This is a genomic window from Mucilaginibacter sp. McL0603 (assembly GCF_049992945.1).
Taxonomy (GTDB): Bacteria; Bacteroidota; Bacteroidia; order Sphingobacteriales; family Sphingobacteriaceae; genus Mucilaginibacter.
In genome coordinates this window covers 784,245-808,559 of the sequence record NZ_CP188251.1, presented here as the reverse complement: position 1 = coordinate 808,559, position 24,315 = coordinate 784,245, and the positions used below count along the sequence as shown (strand labels likewise).

Below are 24,315 nucleotides of genomic sequence, written 5' to 3'. Positions count from 1 at the left end.
ACTCAACTCCAGTTCATAAAGAGCTTCTATGCAATCAGCTACAAAAGCCAATATGCGCCGGTTATTTTTTTGTAAATTAAGCATGCCGCTCCTGCGGCATAACATCCGCAAGATTAATGCCCAGGCCCTGTGCAATGGCCATTCCTAACTGAATATCAGCCCTGAAGAAATGACATAATTGGCGGTTAACGATCAAGTCGCGTTTTGGGCCATCTATGCCAGACATTGCTCCGACAATATTGCTGATCAGGTGCTTTTTATCCTCATCTCCCAATACTTCGCGGAAAAATATACCTGGTTGGGTGTAATGATCGTTTTCACCTTCACCATTGCGGTCATACCAATCGGCAATATTGGAATCTAATATTTCTGGAGGCGCAATGTAGCTTGCGTCTGGTTTGATGTCATCAAAACTGTTGGGGAAATAGTTCGGCCCTTTGCCCCCATTTCCATCCACGCGCATTTGCCCGTCTCTCTGGTAATTGCTAACCATGAACGGACAGCGGTTTACCGGAATCTGCTCATAATTTCCGCCCAAACGGTATCTTTGTGCATCGGGATAAGACAATATCCTCCCCTGCAGCATTTTGTCCGGAGAGTAGCCTATGCCGTCAACTACGTGAGCCGGTGCAAATGCTGCTTGTTCCACTTCAGCAAAATAGTTTTGCGGGTTTTCGTTCAATTCAATTGTTCCTACTTCAATTAATGGATAGTCTTTCTGGCTCCAGGTTTTGGTCAGATCAAACGGGTTAAACGGATGTGCTTTTGATTGTTCGACTGTCATCACCTGGATATTCATCGTCCAGCGGGGGAAGTTTCCGTTATCAATAGCTGTTAACAGATCTCTTTGCGCGTAATCCGGGTCGGTCCGCAGCTGATCGGCTTGCTCTCCATTCAAATTCCTGATTCCCTGTTGGGTTTTGAAATGGAATTTGACATAAACCCTTTCATTGTTGCTGTTTACCATGCTGTAGGTATGGCTACCGTACCCGTGCATATGGCGGAAGCCATATGGTGTGCCCCGGTCGCTCATTAAAAACATAACCTGGTGCAGGCTTTCTGGGTTAAGGCCGAAAAAATCCCAAACCATAGTGGCGCTTTTTAAATTGGTATAGGGGTCGCGTTTTTGTGTATGGATAAAGTCAGAAAATTTCTTGGGGTCTTTAATAAAAAAGATAGGCGTATTATTACCAACCAGGTCCCAATTGCCATCTTCTGTATAAAACTTTAAAGCAAACCCACGTGGGTCGCGCTCAGAATCTGCACTCCCTTTTTCACCACCGACAGTAGACATACGGTGAAAAATACCGGTTTGCTTACCAACTTCACTGAACACTTTTGCCCTTGAATAGCGGGTTATGTCATTGGTGACCGTGAATGTGCCATAGGCACCGGATCCTTTGGCATGCACAATTCTTTCAGGTATACGTTCCCGGTTAAAGTGGGCCATTTTTTCGTGCAAAATGAAATCCTGCAGTAAAAGCGGTCCCCGCGGACCTACGCTTTGTGTGTCCTCATGATGATAGTAAGGTATCCCCGAGGCGGTGGTTAATTTTCTGTTGTCGCTCATATCTCTATTTTTTAATGCTGAGCAAATGTGGTTGATTTTAAAATATCAATCAAATCAATTAAATTTGAAACATCATAAGAAAAATTTATAAGTATGACCATTATTCAATTGAAGTATATAATTGCAATAGATACTTATCGGCATTTTGTCAGTGCTGCGGAGAATTGTTTTGTGTCGCAACCTACGCTTAGCATGCAATTGCAAAAGGCGGAAGATGAATTAGGTGTCAGGATATTTGACAGGAGCAAGCAGCCCCTTATCCCAACCGAAGTAGGAGCCGAACTTATTGAACAGGCCCGCAAAATCATCGCCGAAATGGCCGTTTTGGATGAAATCGTAAATTTAAAGAAAGGCATTATATCAGGTGAATTGAAGGTAGGTATAATACCGACCCTTGCACCGTACCTTCTGCCCTTGTTTATGCAATCATTCACGGAAAAATACCCCCGCGTTAAATTAGTGATCAGCGAAATGACGACAGCTATGATTACAGAAAATTTGCGCCAGGGGAAAATTGATATGGGGCTGCTGGTGACACCACTGGATGAGCCAGGAATTAAAGAATATCCTTTGTTTTATGAAGAGCTAATGGCTTTTGTTTCAAAGAGAAATGCCAAAAATAAGAAAACCTATATTCTTCCATGCGAAATCGATCCGGCTAAGTTATGGATGCTCGAAGAAGGGCATTGCTTCAGAAACCAGATAGAAAATCTTTGTGAGCTGAAAAAAGCAAATAACGATGGATGTGGTGTGAGGTATGAATCAGGAAGTATTGAAACGCTGCGCCGCATGGTGGATACCAATGATGGTATCACGATTCTTCCTGAACTTGCAACTACAGATATGACCGAAGATCAGCTCGCCCAGGTATGGCAATTTTCAAGGCCTGCACCTATGAGAGAGGTAAGCGCAGTAGTTCATCGCGACTTTATCAAAGGAAAGTTAATCGAATTGGTAAAAAAAGAAATATTGCTTGCTATTCCTGAAAAAATCAAGTCTAACCAAAGCAACAATGTTATTCCTGTCACTTTGTGATCGATTCAGGGGCTATTTCCGAACTGATCAAATTTTGGTTCATTTCCTGATTAATAAATTGACCCGTTATTTAGGTCATTAACTGATGATTGTCTGTATTTTCGCAACAATGATTTAACCGGGCAGGTCATTGTAAATACGGTTACTTCGAAATAAAATAAGATTGGTGCAATGTAAAGCATTGTATGCGTTCTGCAATTCCAATCGATGGCTGAAAGCACAGGTATTACCATAGCTAAAGATCCGCGAATAAGGGCTTCTTTGACTGTTAAATTTTCCAGCATATATTTGGCAAACCATTTGGTCTTTGCCTTATCCGCCATAGCCTCTTTGCTTCTTCTTGAAAAAGAAACAACTGGCTTGTATTCCATCGTTCTAAATTGCACGATATTACTTTTTCGCACTTTTTCTGGATCGGGTGATAATTCAAGTATGTCCATGTCGTATTTATTTAAAAGTTTATTATAAAAGCCTTATTCAGAACAATTTTATCTATGGTATAAATCTGGAAAGCAATAAAATAGCTTACGTATTGACCAGCAGGGCTACTGCATTTGTACATAATCTCCTGTCTTGTTTTTCTAAATTTTAAGTTGTCGCGTTTTTTCTCGGATTTCCGGGTCAAAATTTATTTGTGCGGTTTGATTTTCACTGGTTTATAACAGTTTTTTAGACATCGCTATGCTAACTAATAGGTAATAACTTATTTGCGGCTCAACCATGCAATATTCAGTTATATCTATCGTCCCATTCCCCTATTTGGGTTCAGCTTGGTACACCTTTTCCAAGTGGTTATCGTTTTTGGTATCACGATACAACCGTGTTGCAACCCAGTTGAAAATTCAAAGATGGTGCCACCGAATTAAGTTTTTACTAATCAATAAGTTAAATTGTTTTTATTTTGGTCTGGTAGCGATATTTCATTTTTTTTATTCCTATGTCGACAATTGAGTGAGGCAGGGAAGCTTAGCTGTTTTATGTGGCTTTGACAAAATTGTGAATTGATGGCATGCAAACTGTTATAAAACAACAAAAAACCTTTTTTGCATGTTTATTTCCATAAGTATTCAAATTGTTTGTGCTTATCATCCGGTTATTTTTAATTAGTATAAAATTTCAGTAAAAATTATATTGTGATTAATGTTTTGTTTAAATTAGTGCTTTAGACAGGCTCGCTAAAATGTATATTACTGTATTTCAGGATGTTTACCTTCCTTACCTTTTTTAACGCCGATTTAAATGCTTTTATAAGCACTGCTAATTTTATTAGGCCTTAAGCTTTAAAAGCGATAATAATGCTGATTGATTACAATTCCCTGGTAAATGAAAAGGTTAATAACAATTATTATTTTGCTGTTTATATTCTGGTATGCTGATGGGCAAAATATATCAAGGCATGAAGCTGATTCTCTGCGGCGCACTTTGAACACGAGCAGCGACCATGCAACCCGTATTAATTCATTATTAAAATTAGCGGAGTATCAAATATTTAAGCCTGGTGAATACAAGGCTGATTTGGATAGTGCAGCAACATTTATTAATCAGGCCGAACGGTTAAATGTTAAAGAAAAGTCAACAGATATTTATGGATATATTGTTTTGGTAAAAGCCTACCTCGAAAGAGAAAAAGGACAAACAAAAACAGGGAAGGACTTAGTTGAGCAAGCTATTCGGATTTTAAGCGGTGTTAAAGATAGATTTCATTTGGGTAAAGCCTTTTTGAACTTAGCTCAATATTATGATTATAACGACAGAAGGCAATTAACGGTAATGATACAGCTAACAGAACAGGCTGTGAAATCATTTAAACAGTCAGGGCACTTGCAAGATGAAGCGTACAGCCTTCAAAAGCTTGCAGAATTACATAATATCAACCTCGAGAATGCGAAAGCTTTGAAAGAACTTGAACAGTCTTTGCAGATATATAAGTCAATTCATTATGGCCAGGTACAGGGGGTATATGATTTATTGGGGAGAGTTTATTATGACTTGAGAGACTTTAAACAGGCCTTAAATTTCGAACTAATGGCACTGCAAACTGCCGAAAGTGTGAAAGATACAACCATGCAGACCTGTGAAATAAACAATACAGTTGCATTAATATTTTTGGAATTGGAGAACAGGGAAAAGGCAGTAAATTATTTCAAAAACGCACTGGCAATTGCAGAAAAATATAAAGATCAATATAATATCATTCTAATAACAACAAACCTTGTAGATACTTATGTACGGCTTAACAAACCGCTGGATGCCCTGCATCTCTTAAACGGGGTAACGACAAGGTATCGAAATTATAACAATACGGCGATGGGTTATGGGATCATCAGTGGCTATTTAATGATTTATATTCAACTTGAAAATTATAAGCAAGCCCAGCCTTACTGTGATAAACTATTGGAAATAGTTAAACGTCCGAATCTGGATGATTTGGACCGGACTAATATTTACGTTATGCTGATAAGATATTATAAAGCCTCTAAACAATATCCTTTGGCTCTTTCTTATTTGATAAAAAATAAATCCTTAACTCAGAAAATTGGAGATCCCGTTAGAATCTCCCATAATTACAATTCGTGGTTTGGCCTTGACACTGCACAGCATAATTACAAATCTGCTGTTTATAATTTGTTAAAATCACAAAAGATAAATGACTCTTTGTTCAATGAAACTAAGAGCAAACAGATAGCGCAGCTGCAAGTACAATATGAAACACAGAAAAAAACAAGCGACCTTAAAATAAAAGATCAGGATATAAGGCTGTTAAGGCAAAAAAATCAAATTCAAAAGGGCAATCTTCAGCGAGATGATGTGATAAAAAATGTTACCATTGTCGGGATCGTATTGCTTTTTATTATTGTCGGATTATTTTATCGTCAATTCAGGCTCAAACAACAGAACAACATGGTGATCACGCAGAAAAATCACATATTAGAGCAATTGCTGGCTCAAAAAGAATGGTTGTTAAAAGAAGTACATCATCGTGTAAAAAATAATTTGCACACCATAATCAGTTTGCTGGAGTATCAGGCTGCATATCTGGAAAACGACGCTTTAAAGGCGATAGAAATCAGCCAGCACCGTATATATGCTATGTCATTAATTCATCAAAAGTTATATCTCACGGACGATGTAAAAACTGTTAATATGCCGGTATACATTTCTGAGTTGGTTAGTTACATGAGCGATAGTTTCGGGATTGATCAGCAAATCCACTTCAGCCTTGACATTCAATCTTTGAAACTAGGGATTTCGCAGGCTATGCCATTAGGTCTGATTATCAATGAAGCTGTAACTAATTCAATTAAATATGCTTTTTCTCCAAATGCTCCGGGCTTAATTACGATCCAAATGTATCAGGTAGCCGATGAGATTACCGTTATAATTACCGACAATGGGAAAGGGATACAACCTGGTACCAGGGATGATAAAATTGGTTCGTTAGGTATGAAACTGATGAAAGGTCTTAGTCAAGATATAAACGCCGAAATAAATTTTCAAAATGATGGAGGAACAAAAATAGTCGTCGTATTTAAAAAAGATACTTTATATGAACATAATGAACCATTACCATTCTTGAAAGAAACGGAGGTTAGTATATGAAGGCCAAAATTCTTATTGTAGAAGATCAGTTTATTGAAGCTGCTAATCTGGAGCGGATACTTGAACGTGCAGGCTATCAGGTTTGCCCGGTAGCCCGCTCAGTTGCAACAGCGTTGGAAATTATCAATAATGAAAGGCCGGATATGGTTTTGCTGGATATATTTTTACAAGGTAAATTGACAGGAATCGATCTTGCGAAATCTTTGAATACCAAAAATATTGCATTTGTGTTTATATCTGCAAATTTGCATAAGCAAACACTGGATGATGCTAAATTGACAAAGCCCTATGGTTTCCTCGTTAAGCCTTTTAGAGAAAAAGATGTTTTGCTAATGCTCGATGTTGCCTGGTACCTTCACCAGGAAAGGATGGAGATAATAAAAATGAAGAATGTCCCTTCAAAAACTCCACCAGATTTGCTAAAAGGAAAGGAACTAATGATCCTTGGACGTAGTCAGCAAATGCATGATGTTTTGGAGAATATTAGAATTGTCGCCCCCTCAAATACTTCAGTGCTTGTTTTAGGGGAAAGCGGCACAGGAAAAGAGCTCATTGCCGAACGTATTCACAGCCTGTCCGAACGGTGCGCAAAACCGATGGTTATTGTTAACTGTGCTACGTTACCTTCAAACCTGATTGAATCGGAACTATTCGGGCATGAAAAGGGCGCTTTTACCGGGGCCATGAACAGAAGAATTGGTAAATTTGAAGAAGCCGATGAGGGGACTATTTTTTTAGATGAAATTGGGGAACTGCCCCCGGATTTGCAGGTGAAATTTCTTCGTGTATTACAAAGTAAAACAATTGAACGGATAGGGGGCCAAACCAAAAAAATTAATGTTCGCATTATCGCCGCGACCAATCGTAATTTGGAGGAAGAAATAGCAGCAGGGCGTTTCCGGATGGACCTGTATTACAGGCTTAACGTTTTTCCTATCTTATTACCCCCCCTGCGTGACCGTAAAGAAGATATTTTATTATTGAGTACTCATTTCATAAACCTCTTTGCACAACGGTCAGGTAAGTCAATAACTGGTTTTGCCGATGATATTACTAAGAAAATGCTAAGCTATTCCTGGCCGGGAAATGTCAGGGAATTAGAAAATTTGATGGAAAGAAGCGTTTTGCTTGCCAAGGGCACTTTAATTAACTCCTTAATTTTACCCGAGAATTTTAAAAAATTAGTGAACATTCATGATAAAGAGAAAGTTAAAACTATTGAAGAAATAGAACGTGATCATATATTAATGGTACTGGAAAAATGCGGATGGAAAGTGTCAGGTCGGGGTGGTGCAGCCGAAATATTAAGGATTAAGGTATCAACACTTAATTCAAAAATCAAGAAACTCGGTATATACAGGGATAAAGCGATTACAACCTGATCCTGTTTTTTTAAATTGAGGAAGCAGTTATGGCCTGTATCAGACTTGTTTTAGGCCGTACCAACGAAACAAATGGTATCTGTAAGCAGCAAACCCATTGCTCCGCACCAGGTTTTTATGGTGTGAATATATTTGAACGAACGGCTAAATTGATCATAGACCTGGTCTATGACCTCAATTTCAACGTTGTCAAAGGAAAAGCATTGGTTATCTTGTAAGCATGAGATTTTTTGATGATCTGACAAATAGAAATCAAAAACATAACCCTGATGATGCAGATCTATTACTTTTTGCGTTACCCCGGCATTAACTTTCCTGGTTTTGATTAAAAGAGCATAGGTGTTCATTTTTTTACTTTTTAAACCAACGTGATTTTATGAACCATTCATCTTAACAACAAATCTTTTTAATGGTATGTAAATATCATGCCACTGTTTTAAGTATCTGATAATAAATTATATAAATAGTTGTAAGGTAAAACAATAATGATATATCGTCGATTTGTATTGAAATATCGATAGAGTTAGCATTGGGCGAAAATCAGCCCGCAACTCTTGGTTTAAGCCGGCCCATTCCAAGCGGAATAAATGGCAGCACCTTTGCATACTATCAATATAGTCGCGCTTTAAAAAGCAGATAAAACCAGATTCAATAAAAATAACTGGGGACGCCTTTGCTGATACATTGCAACACCCGCTCAAACAGAGCCAGTTCATTGTTATAGATTTCAGCGGATAATTTCCTTAGCAGTCTGACGTATCAGGAAAACTTGCAGATTATAAACCCAATTACCATTAACAAATTATTGATAATCAAATAATTATACGTATTTCAAGGGTCGACTAGCTTCAGTTTGAGACCTACTTCAAACACGCCGTTGGTGTAATTGTTAATTTGGCCTGTGTACACATTCACATCAGCACCGTTCATCTGTAAAATTCTCGCCGACGTCAGTCCTCCCGGCCCACCGCCTATTATCGCTATGTTTTTGTCTTTAATTGCGTTCATGCTTTATGCAATATTTATAATAGGATAGACGAACAGCACATAAAAAGAATAAAAAAGTTCTCAGAAATATTGAAGATTTTTTGGGGCGACTGGATTCGAGCAGTGATGATACCGACCACAAGCTGAATAATACGGATAAATCGTAAATTAGATTTGAGTTTCAAAATACGAGCCGTCTGGTATGACAGCCAACGACTTTTCGCTGCTTCTGAATTCAGCTTTTACCAGGATTGCCATGAACAGAGATAAAATGCTTGTCCCCACGATCATCCTTGATGAGGTAAAAGCCAATGGTGTGCAGATAGTGAATTACGACAAAATCGGCGCCGATCATTTTGTCAAGATACCTCACAGAGATACAGACTTCCTTTTTGTCTTTGCATACGAAGGATTCTTAAAGCTAATCGTTGACTTCCATGAGATCTTTATTCCGAAAAAAACAGTCTATTTTATCCTCCCTGGACAAATTCATCAACATGTCGATTCCGAAGGGGACGTATGCGTTATCGCGGTTGATCCTTCCTTAGTCAGCGACGTGTTTAAGTCAGTATTAAATGAAAGCTGTTTTGCTCAGGTTCCAACATCTGTAAGCTTTACTAAAGCAGAGCGGATGAGATCCTGTCTTACCTTATTTGCAGATATTACACAGGATCTCTGTAATAACGTATTTAAACAACATATCAAGCGCGGCTTCATCGATGCGGTTGCAGGTATGTTTACAGAAGAGTTTTTAGTTATGCAAAAACATGATAAGAAAGATTCGAGAGCCATTACCCTGACCAATGAATTTAAAAGTTTACTGTTTCTTAATTATAAGCGCTTGAAAAGTCCTTCCGAATATGCACAACAATTAAAGGTTTCCACCCCTTATTTAAACGAAGCGATAAAATTAACATCCGGTCAGACTGTAAGCTATTGGATTCAACACATGATTACCATAGAGGCCAAACGTTTATTATTTTATACCGATAAGACTATAAAAACTATAGCTTATGAACTCGGTTACAGCGATCAGGCTTATTTTACCAGGGTGTTTACCAAGTCTGAAAAAATCTCTCCCCAGGCATTCAGGGACAAAAACCGCTAATTGTCCACAGTTTCCTTTCTTTCCTGCATTGTTTGAGCGCGTCGCGCTTTGTTGTTTTGTAATGCCATGCAATGATCATTAGCCAGAGGCATTAAATAAACCATTCAAACAAACAAAACTGACAAACAATGAAAAACTCAAATGTAAAGAATGTAGTGCTTGTTCACGGTGCATTCGCAGACGGTTCCGGCTTTAGAGCGCTTTTTAACGAATTAACTAAAAAGGGGTATAACGTATCAGTTGTACAGAACCCTTTAACTTCACTTGAAGACGACGTTTTGGCAACACACGTTGCTTTGGACAGGATCGGCGGCCCGGCAATCCTTGCCGGACATTCATGGGGCGGCGCTGTAATCACTGAAGCCGGTAACCACCCAAATGTTGTTGCGCTGGTTTATATAGCTGCATTTCAGCCTGACAACGGCGAGTCTGCACTGCAATGGCTGCAAACAGCTCCGCCTGCACCTGAGAACGGCGTACTTCCTCCGGATGAGAAAGGCATCGTATACTATGATAAAGATAAATACCATGCAGGCTTTTGTGCTGATATAGATGCTGATGAAGCAGCGTTTATGTATGCCTCACAGGGAGCGTTTTATGCTAAAGGCTTTGTAAGCCCGATTACTGATGCAGCCTGGCGGCACAAACCGACCTATGGCCTGATCGCTACCGAAGATAAAAGCATTAATCCTGATATACAAAGACATATGTACAGCCGTTCGAACACGCAGGTAACCGAAGTTAAAGGTAGTCACGTGATCTTCATGTCGCAGCCTGAGATCGTTGCAAGTGTTATTATCGAAGCGGCTGAAAACGCATCAGTAGAAGTTTAATTTTTATTTGTGATGCATCTATTTGATCCGCATGCCGGTACCGGCATGCGGTATTTTTTGTTTAAGCGGGGTAAATATTAATTGACCGAAAGTATTTTTATCCGCTCTGCTGCATTTTTATTTTCCGGCTACTTTAAACTGTCTTTCTTCAATAAACTTAGTTAAATGCATGCCGCTTAATTTAGTAATGATCTGGCCAATCAGTACGTAACCTGTTTGGTTATAACGGAAGTTGTGGCAATCCATCCGGAAACATTCCCCTTGCTACAACAATCATATCCAAAGCTTCCCGCAATAATTTGATCTTCCCATCTTCGGCTACTAATCGTCCCATGTATAATTGATGATAAGGTTTTGAAGTGGAATTTACGATAGCATTAACCTCATATTCTCCAAATACCTGATCGGGCGTATCAATATGTATTTGGATATTCTGGAATTTAAAATTGGTAAATGTATCCGGCAGATTTTTAAGGAAGTTATAAATTACTTCCTTGCCTTTCATTTGATAATTCAAACCTAAACTTGCCAGATAAGGGAGCTCTATCATGGCGTCGTCGGCAAAAAGCTTAATAGCTTCATCCGGATTATTAATATGTTCCAAATAGCCGAGCAGTAATTCTTTTGCAGTTTTCATTGTGCTTTATTTTAATATCGAATAATTAATTATTGTATTTAGCCAGCCATTTTGTTTTGATCGCAGCTCTTGCATCAATAAATTCCTGGTCGGTACCCTGTGCAACAGCGTCCAGAGGGAAACGTAATGGCCTTGACCCCGTTTTCATGTTAACCAATTCCAGTATACCGTCTGCAATGGTTTGAGGATCCATTTTAAATTCAGCCATTTTACTAAATAAGGCGGTGCCGAGGGCGTTAAATTTCTGTGCAGCAGCGTCTCCATATTCTGCAATGATATCTGCTTTATCTGCGTGTACACCTGCCTTGTTGCCATTATTCATTTCGGTTGGATAAACCCCTGGCTGTATGCTGACGTTTTCGATACCATATTCGCTAAGCTCGTCCTGCAATCCCTCTGTTATGCTCTCTACACCAAATTTGGATGCCAGGTAAGGGATCATAAATGGCAGTGTATGACCGCTGGCGCCAGAAGTAAGATTAATGATCAGGCCATTTTTAGCTTTACGCATAGCGGGTAATACAGCCTGATAAGTGCGCAGCACACCATAAAAGTTTACTTCGAACATAGCCTTTACCTGATTTATCGAATAACCTTCCAGCAAACCGAAGCCACTAACAGCAGCATTGTTGACAAGCACATCAATATGGCCATATTTGGTCAGCACCTTTTCGAATGCCTCTTTAACAGCAGTATCGCTGGTAACATCTATTTCTACTACCTCAATATTAGATAAGGCTGATAGTTCTTTTGCAGCGTCTTCATTTTTCCCGTTTACTCCGCGCATGCCGGCTATTACACTGTGACCAGCTTTTGCTAATGTTATGGCAGTTAACTTACCGAAGCCGGTGCTTGTTCCTGTGATGAAAATTGTCTTTGACATGTTTATGATTTTTAATTGTTATTAATTATTGAACACTACAAAGTTGCAGTATCAGAAAATCCTGCACATTGACATATCGTAAGAAAGAAATTGATAAATATCAATCAGAATGCGGTCAAGACAGCTATTTTTTAGCCGACAGATTGCGTACCCGGCTCAGGGTTTCGGGAGTGACGCCCAGGTAGGAGGCAATCATGCTTTGTGGTATGCGTGTGGCAAAACCCGGATATTTGTTAAGGAAATTAAGATACTTTTCTTCGGCTGTATAGCTGATGGCTACCTGTATGCGGCTTTGGGATGCGACAAAACTTCTTTGCATGATCGCGTTCACCATATCGTTAAAAGGTGGCACTTCCCTGCAGATCAATTCAAAATTAGAGTTGGAAAATAATACCACTTCGCTGTCTTCCACAGCATCAATATTGTATCTGCTGGGTTGATTAAGCATCAGGCTTTCCTTATCCCCGATCCACCAGTTTTCAATACCGAAATAGATAATATGCTCCAGCCCCTTTTCATCAACCGAATAAGTGCGCAGACATCCTTTAGTTATAAAGGCGTGATATTTCCAGGTATCACCTTCCTGTAGCAAATATTGTTTTTTGCGCAGCTTTTTAACAATACTAAGCGATTGAATGCGATCATTCTGCTGCTCCGTTAATGGGATCTTAGTATCGATATATTTCTTAAAAGCCTCGTACACGCTATTAATTTGATTGCTCAAAAGTAGTAACAATTTATATGAAAAATGCCCTTGTGGACGCCTGTTATAATTAGTCTGGCTCTTGATTGAGATAACGCTTTGTCCAAAAATTTTGTGGACTTATTATTATTAGGTAATCTTGAAGCCGACTCAACATAAACGTACTATTGCCAAAAATGAATCAACTAAACCCTAACATTCTAAAAACTAAACAACATTTTGAAATACTTGATGGATTAAGAGGAATAGCCGCCTTGTCAGTCGTGACTTTCCATTTTATGGAAATTGTTTATTCAGATTATAGCAAAAACTTTATCGGGCACGGATTTTTAGCTGTCGACTTCTTTTTCTGTTTGTCAGGCTTTGTTATTGGATATGCTTATGATGATCGCATTAGCGAGATGGGATTTTGGGAGTTCTTTAAATCAAGGTTGATAAGACTCCATCCTTTAGTTATTTTAGGTTCGGTATTAGGTTTACTGGCTTTCCTATTCGATCCATTTGGCGGTCACCCTGAATTATACAGTACAGGCAAAATTATTTTGGTATTCCTTACCTCCATTTTTCTCATTCCTTTACCGATAGTGAGCGATCGTGCTTTTAACCTGTTTAGTTTTAATGCACCTGCGTGGTCATTATTTTGGGAATACGTTGCCAATATTTTTTATGCTTTTATCCTTTACAAGATCAGCCGCAGATGGTTGATTTTGTTGACTATACTTTCAGCAATAGCACTTTGTTTTGTTTGTTATCGCGCCGGGAATTTGATGGGCGGATGGAGCGGAGGAACCTTTTGGGATGGCGGCGCCCGTATTTCCTTTTCATTTTTAGCAGGATTATTTGTTTATCGCTCTAAATGGATCATTAAAAATAAATTAGGTTTTATAGGCCTGGCTGTATTATTGTTTTTAGCATTCATCATGCCCTTTTCAAAATGGAACTGGCTAACAGAGCCAATGGTTGTTTTATTCTATTTTCCATTATTGATTGCCTTAGGAGCTGGAGCTACGCTAACCGAAGGGCTTAAAAAACTTTGTGTTTTTTTTGGTAAGATATCCTATCCCTTATATATGACACACTATGCAGTGATGTGGATGTTTGGGAATTATTACAGCAGTCATAAACCCGGCACAGCACAACTATCATACATCATCATAACAGGCCTAATTCTTTTGCTTGGCATAGCCTGGTTGGTAATAGTAACTTATGATATTCCCGTCCGAAGATATTTGACAAGTAAAAGGAAACAGGGCTAATCAGTAATATGTAATAATAATAAAAGCCTTCATGAATTCCTGAGGGCTTAGCAGAATTCCATAGAAGCCCTATTGGAACATTCTATTATTTTTTTATTTCGTAACATAGCTCCACCATTCCGCTTTTGTAGGCTGTCACGTGCCTGAAAAGAATGGACGCATGATCTGTCCGATGCATAATCTCACCGCGGACTTAGAAAGCCTTAAGATAGTTACGCCGATTTTTTTATTGGATTTTTAGTTAACTTTAGGATATAGAATTATTAAAATAACAACTTTACTTAAACCTAATCAACTTACCCATGAAACTATTCCTCCTCGGAATTTCGATCTGTATCGTTTTTTCCAGTTGTTTTAAACCAAAAGTTGTGCCTCCTTCTCTGCCTGCCGAGACGCATGAAGGGAAAAATACTTTTGGTTTTTATTTAAACAATCAACTTTGGCTGCCCAAAAGCAAAGGCATTGACAGTAGCCCGGCACTTTCTTCCTACATTCAAAACGGATTTTCGCTTGCTGCAAATCACCTGAACCAATACATTGTCTTCAGTATTTATGGTTTATCATCAACCGGCAGTTATGATCTGACGGCAAGCGGAAATTCTGTTCTCTTTATCGATAACGCCGATCATTACCATTGCACGAAGGGCTTGATGACTGTAACCTACCTTGATGGTGTTAAGGGTATTGTATCAGGAGAATTTTCAGCAACTATGGTCAATGATGCCGGAAATGTGCTGACCATTGATCAAGGGCGTTTCGATACTACATTTTAATCTTAAATTTAAACACAACCTTATCTTTTCAAATGAAAACTAAAATCTTATTGGTTAGTAGCATGCGATTTGCGCTTACCACTTTAAGCGCATCGGCGTATCAGCAGGATTCCTTATCGACTGCCAAAGTGAAGCCATCAAGTCCCAAGAATGTAAACAAAATACATGGTCAGGGGATTTAAATTCTATGCATAAAAAAACCCGACATTTCTATCGAGTCTGTGGTGCAGACTTTATTTATAACACAACATTTCTTTCATGATTTGAAAAGACTATCGGATTTGGACTTAAATTGAAAACGGTTCAAATTGTCTATCTTCACTAACGGATTAATACCTTATCAAAATGAATATTCTTAAAAACCACAAACCCACAGAACATGCTGATTTTATTAACTTCGGACGATTATCCTGTAGTTTGTTTCTCGATTTGCAATCAGAAAGCTATATTAACATGTCGAAATCTTTTACCAATTGAAAATGACCTGTCTAAGATTTGCCTTCTCAGCTTTAATAATTTGCCTATTAGGCTGTAATGAAAACAGTAAACCAAAAGCAACTGAAACCCAAGTTAAAGCGATTTTGAAAGTTAATACTCCTGCAACGTCGGACAGTACAAAGGATAAACAATAGATTCAAAAACTCATCCGTAATTTGCTTGTATGGGCGGAGGATGGAAAAGGAGTTCCGGACTTACTTCCATTTGTGATAAATCGACAGGCTAGTACAGTTACAGGCTTTGATCTGAGTAAACTTAAAGGAGTTGATGATAGTTTGAAAACCACAGGTTTTTTTTCTAAAGAGTTCATCAATAACTACAACCAAATCATTCAAGTACTCGATAGGCGGATGAAAGATAAGGAGATCGCGCCTTTCTCAACAGGAGAAATACCACCTTTTGGTTTCGATACAGATGCTGACCCATGGTGCAATTGTCAGGAAGTGCCTTATGACCATCCTAACGCTTACGGTCTAGTTGATGTGCATATTATTGAATTAAACAGCGAAAGTGGAAAATTGTACTGGACGTGGGGTAGTCTACCTAAAGACGTATCTCCCGGTTGGAAAACCATTACCTATAAATTCAATGTGACAAAGGTGGGTGGTAAATGGAAAATATCTTATTTACAGGGGTTTGATATCAAAAGAGCTCAATGAATGCCGAAGATGAAATGGAACGATACGCCGTTCTTCGGACGCTTATATCCGTAATTTGTAAGTACAAAAATAAAAAAGCTCTCAGAAATTAATCCGAGAGCTTTCTAAACTTCTTTTGAAGAAACTGACCACGTGGTCTTTGTTGTGGGAGCTACTGGGTTCGAACCAGTGACCCTTCCGATTTTAATCGGAATGCTCTGAACCAGCTGAGCTAGGCTTCTGCAATAAGTTTTTCAATCATTATTCTACTTTTCCAGGCTTTAATTTGCTTTTCGCGCCTTAAGGCAATTATTTTATCAGGATGTTGTTCTATCCATTTTATAACCCAGTCCCCGGCTTTGCCGGTAAAGCCCGAGTGATTAGTGTTATGCTTAATTAGTCTTTTGCCTACATCTTCACATGAACCTACATAATATTTGTTCTTGGTTGGCGAATAAAGAATGTAAAACAAAATACATAGTCAGGGAATTTAAATTCTATGCATAAAAAAACCCGACATTTCTATCGGGTTTGTGGGAGCTACTGGGTTCGAACCAGTGACCCTCTGCTTGTAAGGCAGATGCTCTGAACCAGCTGAGCTAAGCTCCCATTGTTTTTTGGCTCTTTGTCCAGTAATCCTCCCGATGTAATCGGGATGCTCTGAACCAGCTGAGCTAAGCTCCCTTGTTTTGGGACTGCAAATATAGGATGTCTGTTCAATTAGTCAAAAAATAATTTGAAATTTTATTAAAAAAACTGATATGCAGCTACTTGCAATTAAAATACATGCTCTTATACAAGGAAAAACAGATGTTTTTGGAATATTCTTCATAGAATATTTCTTGTTTCTTCATTGATCAGCCTTTCAAGCACCACTTTGGTTATCGGCTTAAAAATAAATGATTTTACACAATCATATTGTTTGGCACGTTGTATATCTTCCGGGTTAATGAAGGATGATAAGATGTAAATTTTTATAGGCTTAGCCAGTGTGAGACACACCTGTTGTATTTTCTCAAGACATTCCCACCCATCAAAATTTGGCATATACAGGTCAAGCAAAATAACATCCGGCAAGCTATCGGATTCATTTTTATGCTTTTCCAAAAACTTAATTGCTTCTTCACCATTTTCTGTACAGTTAACCTCATAAGCTAGTTTATATCTTTTCAGTATTCTTTTCAAAATAAAGTGGTCGAGCGGACTATCATCTATAAATATAATTTTCTTCATAGTGTACCAGGTATTTCTCAAAGTTAGAGGTGTCCGTTAACATAAACTATAGTGTTTACACGGTAAATGCTACGTAGTATTACGTCAATGCGATACAGCTATATGTAAAACAATCGATACAAAATGCTTTTCTATCGATTCTTACGCAATATTTGTAGGCCTATTCGTTTAACAGCTGTTTTTATTACAACCTAAACCCCCTTAAAAGTTGTAGTAACTACTATAGAAAAACTAAAAACTAAAACTATGATACTACTCTTTTGTGGACTATCCGGGGCCGGAAAAACAACTTTAGCCGGGCGAGTTAAAAGTAAGTTGGCAGGAGATGAGATACCTGTAGAAATAATTGATGCCGACCAGTACCGTCAGCGATTGTTTAAAGATCTTGGTTACACAAAGGAAGACCGCTTCGAGAATATACGAAGATTGGGATTTATTGCTGATAAATTTTCTTCTCACCACATAATTACCATAGTTAGTGCCATAAACCCTTATGACGCCATCCGCATAGAACTGGTAAATACCTACAATAATGTTAAAGTAATTCATCTCGATTGTAATATCGATGTGCTTATTAAAAGAGACACCAAAGGCTTATACAAAAAGGCCCTGCTTCCCAACGGACATCCTGATAAGATCTCAAATATGACAGGCATTAATGACCCTTTTGAGATACCTGAATCACCCGATCTTTATATTAACACCAGCACAATGAATATCAGACAAAGTACTAATGAAGTTTATTCATTCATTATGCAAAATATTATAAAGGAAAATTATGCCTCTAATCCATACGCTCACATAGCAACAGCTGTTTAATACTTTGCGCTAATACCCCAAATATATGCAATCAAAGACACTAATGGTTGTAGGAATGCACCGTTCCGGCACATCTTTAATTACAAACTGGCTGCATCGTTGCGGATTACAAATAGGCGAACATTTGTTAGAACCCGGAAAGGGAAATGTTGAAGGGCATTTTGAAGATGTTCAGTTTTTAAGAATACATGAGGAGATTTTAATAAGTAATGATTTTCCTTCTTCGGGATATGTTTATGACAAGAAAATAGATATCTCCATCTATCATCTTGAAAGGTTAAAAAGCGTTATAAAAGTTAAGAATCAACTTTACAAGCAATGGGGTTGGAAAGAGCCCCGGACTTGTTTATTTTTAGACCTGTACAGAGAATTACTTCCTGATTCAAAATACCTGGTGATTATGCGTGATCATGGATCAGTGGTTCACTCTATGTTAAAAAGAGATTTTGCCTTATTTGAAAATAAGTACTTGTCACGCAAACTTTTTCAACGCCTGGTTTGGCTCTATTTCAGAAGAGGGAACAGAAGAAAAAAGTTCTATCAGAATAATGCTGAATGTTATTTAAAAATATGGATAGAGTACAATGAACATATTTTAAATATGCTGGAAGATCTGCCAGTAAAAGATTATATCGTTATCAACTATTCGCTACTTGGAAAGCATGACAAAAAGGTTTTTTCGGCACTGACAAAGACATGGCAATTTGCACTGAACTACTTTCCGTTTAAAGAAGTTTACAACAAAAGCTTAATAAGCAAGCCTGTTGACATTTCTCCTTTTATACATGATAGTGCACTATTGGTAAAAGCAAAAAATATCGAACAGGAATTTGAAAAATATATAAGAGACTATTAACACTTTAAGTAATATTTTCTATAAGGTACTGTTTACCATTCAGGCTGAATTGATCTCCGGCTTTTTGCCCCCTCAAGCTTAAGCCTATCGGGGAAGCCATTGAAACAGCAAAGTAAGTATCTCCATTCAATATTAATGCACCTGCACTTATAGCGATATAAAATCTGCCATTATTTGTTGTTATTAAACTACCCGGTACGGCAGTTTCATAAACAGTATCTACATTGATCTGATTGAGGGCGATCAATAATTTATTAGCTTCATTCAGCTGGGCCTGGCTCCTGTCGGTTACTTGCTGTATCATTTCCCTGCTGGTCTCATATTTATCTCCCGCACTGCTTTTAGTCTCTTCACCTGCAGCTTGCTGTGCATCATTTATTGCTTGTTTCGCAGTATCTATACGTTGTTTTACATAGGCAATACACAGGCCATACAATTCCCTCTTTATATCATTCATGGTAGCGTGTAAATTCGGTAATATTAGTAAAAAATATTTTTGATGTAAATTGAATAATGCGGTAAGGGCCAAAATTACATGGCAATATCTCTACCCTGGCGGGGGTCTTCAGGTAAAATTTCCATTTCGGGGCACTCAATATAGTCTGCATACCATTGTATAGCTTCCACTATATCCAAAGCATCGTCTGATGCAATGCTTACAGTTTCAAAGACATATAGTTTATCAATACACTGCCCGAATAGCTGTATTTCATTAGCATCATGATGAAATACCTCGTGTTCAAGACAAAATACCCTGACTTTTAAATCTGTATCTCTTGAGTGGATCACATCCCGACAGGGATTATTTGGATCTGTTGCCAATAAATATACATTATGAGCCATAGTAAGCGTAACAGTTGTAAGAGTATTTGGTTTTTGTTTAGGTAGTTTTCTTGTGCGGGATAATATTATTGTAATAAACAAAAATAATTATAATAGATATAATATACAATAAAAATTCAACTATGTAATGTTTCTTTACAATGCACAATCGGCCAAAAATACCTTAATAAAAGAGTTTTTGAGACTATCTCAAATAGATATGAAAATATATGTATTTTATATATAGACTATTATAACTTTTATCTTAATAAGATTCGCCCCCATAACTATGTTCAGGGTCAACCCGTTTCAGAACTATGTTGCTTACTGGCTTAACAATTAAAGGGATTTTTTCTACCCGTGTTTCGCTGGTATCCAAACCGAAAGCTTTTGCCTCGCTTTGCGCCAATTTCTTAATTGCGAAATAACTGTTTAATATAAATCCTTCGCTGATGTTGAATTCATTATTATAGGAAAGAAATTTCTCTATGATCACAAACTGGAAATCAGCTGCCATGTGAAATTTTTTCAATGATTCATAACGGCTTAAAATATCCAGCTCATTACGCGAAACCATATCTTCAACTACTTTTCTGAACAATACATTTACGCGGGGTTGTATCCTGAATCCTAAACGAAACTCTACCCTTATTACTTTATCCGGTTCAATTTCCTCTACACTATACTCCATCGTATAAGGATCATCTGTGCGTTCTATATGTAAAAACCAGTAAACATCAGCACGCTTAGGCTTCCGGCTAAAAATAGAATACATTACCTTTTGCTCAATTTGTTTGCTGTTATTAGCCTTAGTAAGGTAAATCAAATGTGTAGCATATTTTGATACGCCTTTATCAGCACTTAATGCATTTAGAAGAGGTATTTGATCTTTCAGATCGATAAAATGCAGGAAACGATTATTTATCTTACGGGCTTTGAACCATATATACATTGTAAATATCAATCCAAATTCAAATACCAGGAAGAACAACCGCTTCAATATCTTAACAGAGTTTGCCAGGAAGAACGAAAACTCTACCGAAATGAATACGCAAAGTATAATGGTAACCACCCATATTGGCCAATGCCTTTTATAGCGCATGTAATAATACATAAGTATGGTGGTCATCAGCATTGCTATGGTGATTGAAAATCCGTAGGCTGCTGTCATGGCAGAGGATGTCTGGAAATATAATATCACAGCAATACAACCAAAACAAAGCACCCAGTTAATGGCAGGTATATAGATTTGTCCACGCACATTCGATGGGTACTTTACTGCAATGCGCGGCCAGAAATTCATGCTTATGGCTTCGTTGATCAGCGTAAAGGAACCGCTTATTAATGCCTGGCTTGCGATAATGGTAGCAAAAGTAGCTATGATTACACTTGGTATTAAAAAGAAATGCGGCACTATAGCATAAAATGGATTTATATATCCGAAATTAGGCTTTACTGATTGTGAAAGCACCCATGCGCCTTGTCCCAGGTAATTAAGCACTAAGGTGGTTTTAACAAATATCCATGTCATCTGGATGTTTTTTCGTCCGCAATGCCCAAGATCTGAGTATAAGGCTTCTGCTCCAGTAGTACACAAAAACACAGCACCTAAAAGCCAAAAACCGCGCGGGTGGCTAATAAGCATATGTATACCATAATAAGGATTCAATGCCTTTAAAACAGAGGGAAAATGTGCGACCTGTAATACACCAAGTGTGCCTATCATTAAAAACCATATCAGCATTACCGGGCCGAAGGCAGCTCCCACCACTTTAGTACCGAATTGCTGAAAGAAGAACAGGAGCAAAATGATACCTATCACAATGCCGATAATGAGCCAGCTGCCCGGTATCATTACATGGGCCAATTTTGGCACCTGGCCTAATCCTTCAATAGCCGAAGCAACGGAAATAGGTGGAGTAATTATACCGTCAGCGAGCAAAGTACCCGCACCAACTATAGCTGGTATTGCAAGCCACTTACCATAGCGCCTCACCAATGCATAGAGTGAGAATATCCCACCTTCACCATGATTATCTGCTTGCAGCGTGATAAAAATATATTTAAAAGTAGTTTGAAGGGTGAGCGTCCAGAATACGCATGAGATCGCCCCGAAGACAAAATCTATATCGGCTGTACCGCCTTCCTGTAATAGTGTTTGAAATGTATATAATGGCGATGTACCGATGTCGCCAAAAATAATTCCGAGGGTAATCAGCATACCGGCTGCTGAAACTTTTTTAAGATTAGGGGTCATATCAATTGCTACTTAAAAAGCGCGCAAATGTATTTAATATACTTATTGCAAGCAATTTAATTACTGTAACAAATTCTAAACTACCGCATAAAAAATGACAGGAGCCTTATGACAAACGTCAATAAATTATAAATCAAATAATTATGACAGGGTAATGAGTGACAAAAGTATAATTTATAAAAAGCGAGCGCCTTTGTATTATAATTTTTATAAATCTTGATATACGATAAAAATTCCGGCAGGGTTATTTTTTCAGACCTGCCTCACCAAATTTGATCAAATCATCGGCCTTAATATAACCTACTGAACCTAATACCGGTTTGCCTTTAGGATTGAATATAATGAGCGTAGGGTAAGCCTGCATGCCCCATTGAGCGGCAAGCTCGGGGCCCTGTCCTTTTTCCATATCAATTGCGACATTAATAAAGTTTGCATTATAAAATTCTGCCGCCTTTTTGTTTTTAAAGGTTGTAGACTTCAGCATTTTGCATGGACCGCACCAGCTTGCATAAGCATCTACAAATAAATATTTATTCTGCGCAGCCGCCTGTTTTAACGCTTCGTTAAAGTCATTTTCAATAAAAATGATCTGTTTGTTTTGAACAGCAGTTTGATTTTGCGCTTTGGCTGTATCGGGCAGTATGGCTACCATTATAATAAAGCCCAGTATCAATCCCCAATATTTCCTTGTCATATCTTAATAAGTAAAAAAATAGCACATATAAATATATGTGCTATTACGGTTTTTGTTGCATAAAAGTTAACTTGGTTATTTTTATTCAGCCTATCGCTGTTCATGTTTTTCTTCGGGCGGTCTCTGTTTTTGCTGCTGTTGTCTCTGAGCTTGCTGTTGTTGCTGAGCCTGTCTTTGTTGAGCTTGCTGAGCCTGTTGCTTTTGCTGGGCTTGTTGCTGAGCCTGTCTCTGTTGAGCTTGCTGAGCCTGTTGCTGCTGTTTTTGCTGGGCTTGCTGCTGAGCCTGTCTCTGTTGAGCTTGCTGAGCCTGTTGCTGCTGTTTTTGCTGGGCTTGCTGTTGAGCCTGTCTCTGTTGAGCTTGCTGAGCCTGCTGCTGTTGCTTTTGCTGGGCTTGCTGCTGAGCCTGTCTCTGTTGAGCTTGCTGAGCCTGTTGCTGCTGTTTTTGCTGAGCTTGTTGCTGAACCTGTTGCTGCTGTTTTTGCTGGGCTTGCTGCTGAGCCTGTCTCTGTTGAGCTTGCTGAGCCTGTTGCTGCTGTTTTTGCTGAGCTTGTTGCTGAACCTGTTGCTGCTGTTTTTGCTGGGCTTGCTGCTGAGCCTGTCTCTGTTGAGCTTGCTGAGCCTGTTGCTGCTGTTTTTGCTGGGCTTGTCTCTGTTGATCAGCTTGCTGTTGCTGGCCCTGCTGTTTTTGTTTCTGCTGATCAGCTTGCTGATGCTGCTGTGCCTCCCGTGTAGCCTGTTGCTTTTGCTGTGCTTGTTGTTGCGCCGGATTTGGCTTGTTATTTACAGGATTTACTCTTACTATTTTATTATCAGGTGTATTAGTACGAGCAGTGGTAGCCAGTTTAGCTGCCGCAGCATGATTATATCCTGCACCTGCGCTTCTGTTAGCAATATGCTCATTAGGATGCTGATTTCTGTAAGCACCAGCATCAACTACCCTGGCAGGCCGTGCATTTGGCGCTTTTTGCACTGCCGGGCGATAAATATTCACGCTATTATGGCTAACACTCGCAACACCGGGTCTGCTGGCATTATTAATATTGTATACCCTTATATTATTATTACGGGTTACCTGCCTTACCTCCTGTACACGTGGTCCGCTTACATAAGTTACATTGTTTTTAACGTAAGTGTTATTAATAATAGTAGTATTATGTATAATAGTTACCGTGCGGGTATGGGGTACATAGTAATTGTATATTCTCGGACTAGCAATGTAAGCCTGTGGGGCACATACCCAATAATAATCCGGCACGTTATACCCGCTGCCTATTGATATACTGATACTGATACCCGGCATTAACGGCGCCCAGCCATAATACCCCCCACCATGACGCCAGCTTACCCATGCAGGTGCCCACTGGTGCCCGGGAATCCATTCCCAGCCGTAATAATCATCATAGCGCCAGCGTCCGTAGTGAAAAGGCGCCCAGCCCCATTCATAATCAGATACCCATGTATTTCCATAGTCTGTTATTACCCAGTGGCCACGGGTTGCATATGGTCTAAAATCCTGGTCAACATCAGGTATCCAAACATTACCATATTGTTCGTCACTTACCCATGTGCCATAGGGCGCAAGGCCGTCATAAAATTCCTGGTCAGAGATATAGCCTCCCTGTGCTATACTTTTATTCGGGACAGCCAGTGATAGTAATACCACTAATAAGCCAATGCCCCATATTTTATTTAATGTTTTCATGTTTTTCGCAATATTAAAAAAACCTGCCAT

General features: G+C 38.7%; 24 protein-coding genes, 2 tRNA genes and 1 pseudogene. 11 read left to right on the top strand and 16 right to left on the bottom strand.

Features of this window, described 5'->3' with window-relative positions; genetic code table 11:
* Nucleotides 1-76: 76 nt before the first annotated feature.
* Entirely contained in the window at nucleotides 77-1,570 is a 1,494-nt protein-coding gene (locus ACPPVU_RS03885) for a catalase (RefSeq protein ID WP_426670384.1), read from the bottom strand.
* 93 nt (nucleotides 1,571-1,663) lie between these two features.
* Here ACPPVU_RS03885 and ACPPVU_RS03880 point away from each other — a divergent pair, with 93 nt between their 5' ends.
* A complete protein-coding gene (locus ACPPVU_RS03880; protein ID WP_426670383.1) occupies nucleotides 1,664-2,605 on the top strand; it encodes a LysR substrate-binding domain-containing protein in 942 nt (313 codons plus the stop codon).
* 50 nt (nucleotides 2,606-2,655) lie between these two features.
* Here ACPPVU_RS03880 and ACPPVU_RS03875 read toward each other — a convergent pair whose 3' ends face one another.
* Nucleotides 2,656-3,045 carry a hypothetical protein gene (locus ACPPVU_RS03875; RefSeq protein ID WP_426670382.1) on the bottom strand — a complete coding sequence of 130 codons (390 nt, stop codon included), beginning with the start codon at nucleotides 3,043-3,045 and terminating at the stop codon, nucleotides 2,656-2,658.
* Between the two features lie 883 nt (nucleotides 3,046-3,928).
* Between ACPPVU_RS03875 and ACPPVU_RS03870 the strand changes: the two genes are divergently transcribed.
* On the top strand, nucleotides 3,929-6,205 hold the full coding sequence (locus tag ACPPVU_RS03870; RefSeq protein ID WP_426670381.1) for a tetratricopeptide repeat-containing sensor histidine kinase: 2,277 nt from the start codon (nucleotides 3,929-3,931) through the stop codon (nucleotides 6,203-6,205).
* Nucleotides 6,202-7,587: a sigma-54-dependent transcriptional regulator gene (locus tag ACPPVU_RS03865; RefSeq protein ID WP_426670380.1), complete on the top strand. Its 1,386-nt coding sequence runs from the start codon at nucleotides 6,202-6,204 to the stop codon at nucleotides 7,585-7,587. Before ACPPVU_RS03870 ends, ACPPVU_RS03865 begins: the two co-directional genes overlap by 4 nt.
* Before the next feature lie 50 nt (nucleotides 7,588-7,637).
* Here the strand turns inward: ACPPVU_RS03865 and ACPPVU_RS03860 are convergent, their stop codons facing one another.
* Together ACPPVU_RS03860 and ACPPVU_RS03855 are read right to left on the bottom strand one after the other, a co-directional pair.
* Nucleotides 7,638-7,934 carry a hypothetical protein gene (locus ACPPVU_RS03860; RefSeq protein WP_426670379.1) on the bottom strand — a complete coding sequence of 99 codons (297 nt, stop codon included), beginning with the start codon at nucleotides 7,932-7,934 and terminating at the stop codon, nucleotides 7,638-7,640.
* Nucleotides 7,935-8,490: 556 nt separating this feature from the next.
* Nucleotides 8,491-8,595, bottom strand: a pseudogene (locus ACPPVU_RS03855) (FAD-dependent monooxygenase); the annotation flags it as partial.
* A gap of 235 nt (nucleotides 8,596-8,830) precedes the next feature.
* On the opposite strand from ACPPVU_RS03855, the gene ACPPVU_RS03850 reads away from it, so the two are divergent.
* Both ACPPVU_RS03850 and ACPPVU_RS03845 read left to right on the top strand, forming a co-directional pair.
* Nucleotides 8,831-9,682 carry a helix-turn-helix domain-containing protein gene (locus tag ACPPVU_RS03850; protein WP_426670378.1) on the top strand — a complete coding sequence of 284 codons (852 nt, stop codon included), beginning with the start codon at nucleotides 8,831-8,833 and terminating at the stop codon, nucleotides 9,680-9,682.
* Nucleotides 9,683-9,810: 128 nt separating this feature from the next.
* Nucleotides 9,811-10,515: an alpha/beta hydrolase gene (locus ACPPVU_RS03845; RefSeq protein ID WP_426670377.1), complete on the top strand. Its 705-nt coding sequence runs from the start codon at nucleotides 9,811-9,813 to the stop codon at nucleotides 10,513-10,515.
* A 220-nt stretch (nucleotides 10,516-10,735) separates the two neighbouring features.
* On the opposite strand, the gene ACPPVU_RS03840 is transcribed toward ACPPVU_RS03845, so the two are convergent.
* The 3 genes from ACPPVU_RS03840 to ACPPVU_RS03830 form a co-directional block, all read right to left on the bottom strand.
* On the bottom strand, nucleotides 10,736-11,152 hold the full coding sequence (locus tag ACPPVU_RS03840) for a nuclear transport factor 2 family protein (protein ID WP_426670376.1): 417 nt from the start codon (nucleotides 11,150-11,152) through the stop codon (nucleotides 10,736-10,738).
* A gap of 25 nt (nucleotides 11,153-11,177) precedes the next feature.
* The gene (locus ACPPVU_RS03835; RefSeq protein ID WP_426670375.1) at nucleotides 11,178-12,035 is read right to left on the bottom strand and encodes an SDR family oxidoreductase; all 858 of its coding nucleotides are present in this window, start codon (nucleotides 12,033-12,035) and stop codon (nucleotides 11,178-11,180) included.
* A gap of 124 nt (nucleotides 12,036-12,159) precedes the next feature.
* The gene (locus tag ACPPVU_RS03830; RefSeq protein ID WP_426670374.1) at nucleotides 12,160-12,759 is read right to left on the bottom strand and encodes a Crp/Fnr family transcriptional regulator; all 600 of its coding nucleotides are present in this window, start codon (nucleotides 12,757-12,759) and stop codon (nucleotides 12,160-12,162) included.
* A 155-nt stretch (nucleotides 12,760-12,914) separates the two neighbouring features.
* On the opposite strand from ACPPVU_RS03830, the gene ACPPVU_RS03825 reads away from it, so the two are divergent.
* The 4 genes from ACPPVU_RS03825 (at nucleotide 12,915) to ACPPVU_RS03810 (ending at nucleotide 15,924) form a co-directional block, all read left to right on the top strand.
* Complete coding sequence (locus ACPPVU_RS03825) at nucleotides 12,915-13,994, top strand: acyltransferase family protein (protein ID WP_426670373.1); 1,080 nt, start codon at nucleotides 12,915-12,917, stop codon at nucleotides 13,992-13,994.
* 302 nt (nucleotides 13,995-14,296) lie between these two features.
* Entirely contained in the window at nucleotides 14,297-14,767 is a 471-nt protein-coding gene (locus ACPPVU_RS03820) for a hypothetical protein (RefSeq protein WP_426670372.1), read from the top strand.
* 32 nt (nucleotides 14,768-14,799) lie between these two features.
* Entirely contained in the window at nucleotides 14,800-14,949 is a 150-nt protein-coding gene (locus ACPPVU_RS03815; protein WP_426670371.1) for a hypothetical protein, read from the top strand.
* 471 nt (nucleotides 14,950-15,420) lie between these two features.
* Nucleotides 15,421-15,924 (top strand): hypothetical protein, encoded by a 504-nt coding sequence (locus tag ACPPVU_RS03810; protein WP_426670370.1) that lies wholly within the window; start codon nucleotides 15,421-15,423, stop codon nucleotides 15,922-15,924.
* Nucleotides 15,925-16,069: 145 nt separating this feature from the next.
* Here the strand turns inward: ACPPVU_RS03810 and ACPPVU_RS03805 are convergent.
* The 4 genes from ACPPVU_RS03805 to ACPPVU_RS03790 all read right to left on the bottom strand — a co-directional run bounded on the left by ACPPVU_RS03805 (nucleotide 16,070) and on the right by ACPPVU_RS03790 (nucleotide 17,136).
* Nucleotides 16,070-16,142, bottom strand: a tRNA-Leu gene (locus ACPPVU_RS03805).
* Nucleotides 16,136-16,375, bottom strand: a complete 240-nt coding sequence (locus tag ACPPVU_RS03800; RefSeq protein ID WP_426670369.1) for a GIY-YIG nuclease family protein — start codon at nucleotides 16,373-16,375, stop codon at nucleotides 16,136-16,138. The genes ACPPVU_RS03805 and ACPPVU_RS03800 overlap by 7 nt, the downstream gene beginning before the upstream one ends.
* Before the next feature lie 62 nt (nucleotides 16,376-16,437).
* A tRNA-Val gene (locus ACPPVU_RS03795) sits at nucleotides 16,438-16,512 on the bottom strand.
* A 219-nt stretch (nucleotides 16,513-16,731) separates the two neighbouring features.
* The gene (locus ACPPVU_RS03790) at nucleotides 16,732-17,136 is read right to left on the bottom strand and encodes a response regulator (RefSeq protein ID WP_426670368.1); all 405 of its coding nucleotides are present in this window, start codon (nucleotides 17,134-17,136) and stop codon (nucleotides 16,732-16,734) included.
* Between the two features lie 222 nt (nucleotides 17,137-17,358).
* On the opposite strand from ACPPVU_RS03790, the gene cysC reads away from it, so the two are divergent.
* Both cysC and ACPPVU_RS03780 read left to right on the top strand, forming a co-directional pair.
* The gene (gene cysC / locus ACPPVU_RS03785; RefSeq protein WP_426672242.1) at nucleotides 17,359-17,955 is read left to right on the top strand and encodes an adenylyl-sulfate kinase; all 597 of its coding nucleotides are present in this window, start codon (nucleotides 17,359-17,361) and stop codon (nucleotides 17,953-17,955) included.
* A 25-nt stretch (nucleotides 17,956-17,980) separates the two neighbouring features.
* Nucleotides 17,981-18,811: a sulfotransferase gene (locus tag ACPPVU_RS03780; RefSeq protein WP_426670367.1), complete on the top strand. Its 831-nt coding sequence runs from the start codon at nucleotides 17,981-17,983 to the stop codon at nucleotides 18,809-18,811.
* 4 nt (nucleotides 18,812-18,815) lie between these two features.
* On the opposite strand, the gene ACPPVU_RS03775 is transcribed toward ACPPVU_RS03780, so the two are convergent.
* The 5 genes from ACPPVU_RS03775 to ACPPVU_RS03755 form a co-directional block, all read right to left on the bottom strand.
* On the bottom strand, nucleotides 18,816-19,268 hold the full coding sequence (locus ACPPVU_RS03775; protein ID WP_426670366.1) for a 3-oxoacyl-ACP synthase: 453 nt from the start codon (nucleotides 19,266-19,268) through the stop codon (nucleotides 18,816-18,818).
* A gap of 74 nt (nucleotides 19,269-19,342) precedes the next feature.
* Entirely contained in the window at nucleotides 19,343-19,654 is a 312-nt protein-coding gene (locus ACPPVU_RS03770) for a hypothetical protein (RefSeq protein ID WP_426670365.1), read from the bottom strand.
* Nucleotides 19,655-19,898: 244 nt separating this feature from the next.
* Nucleotides 19,899-21,890 (bottom strand): KUP/HAK/KT family potassium transporter, encoded by a 1,992-nt coding sequence (locus tag ACPPVU_RS03765; RefSeq protein ID WP_426670364.1) that lies wholly within the window; start codon nucleotides 21,888-21,890, stop codon nucleotides 19,899-19,901.
* A gap of 244 nt (nucleotides 21,891-22,134) precedes the next feature.
* Entirely contained in the window at nucleotides 22,135-22,584 is a 450-nt protein-coding gene (locus ACPPVU_RS03760; RefSeq protein WP_426670363.1) for a thioredoxin family protein, read from the bottom strand.
* Between the two features lie 90 nt (nucleotides 22,585-22,674).
* Nucleotides 22,675-24,285 (bottom strand): DUF6600 domain-containing protein, encoded by a 1,611-nt coding sequence (locus tag ACPPVU_RS03755; RefSeq protein ID WP_426670362.1) that lies wholly within the window; start codon nucleotides 24,283-24,285, stop codon nucleotides 22,675-22,677.
* Between the last annotated feature and the right edge of the window lie 30 nt (nucleotides 24,286-24,315).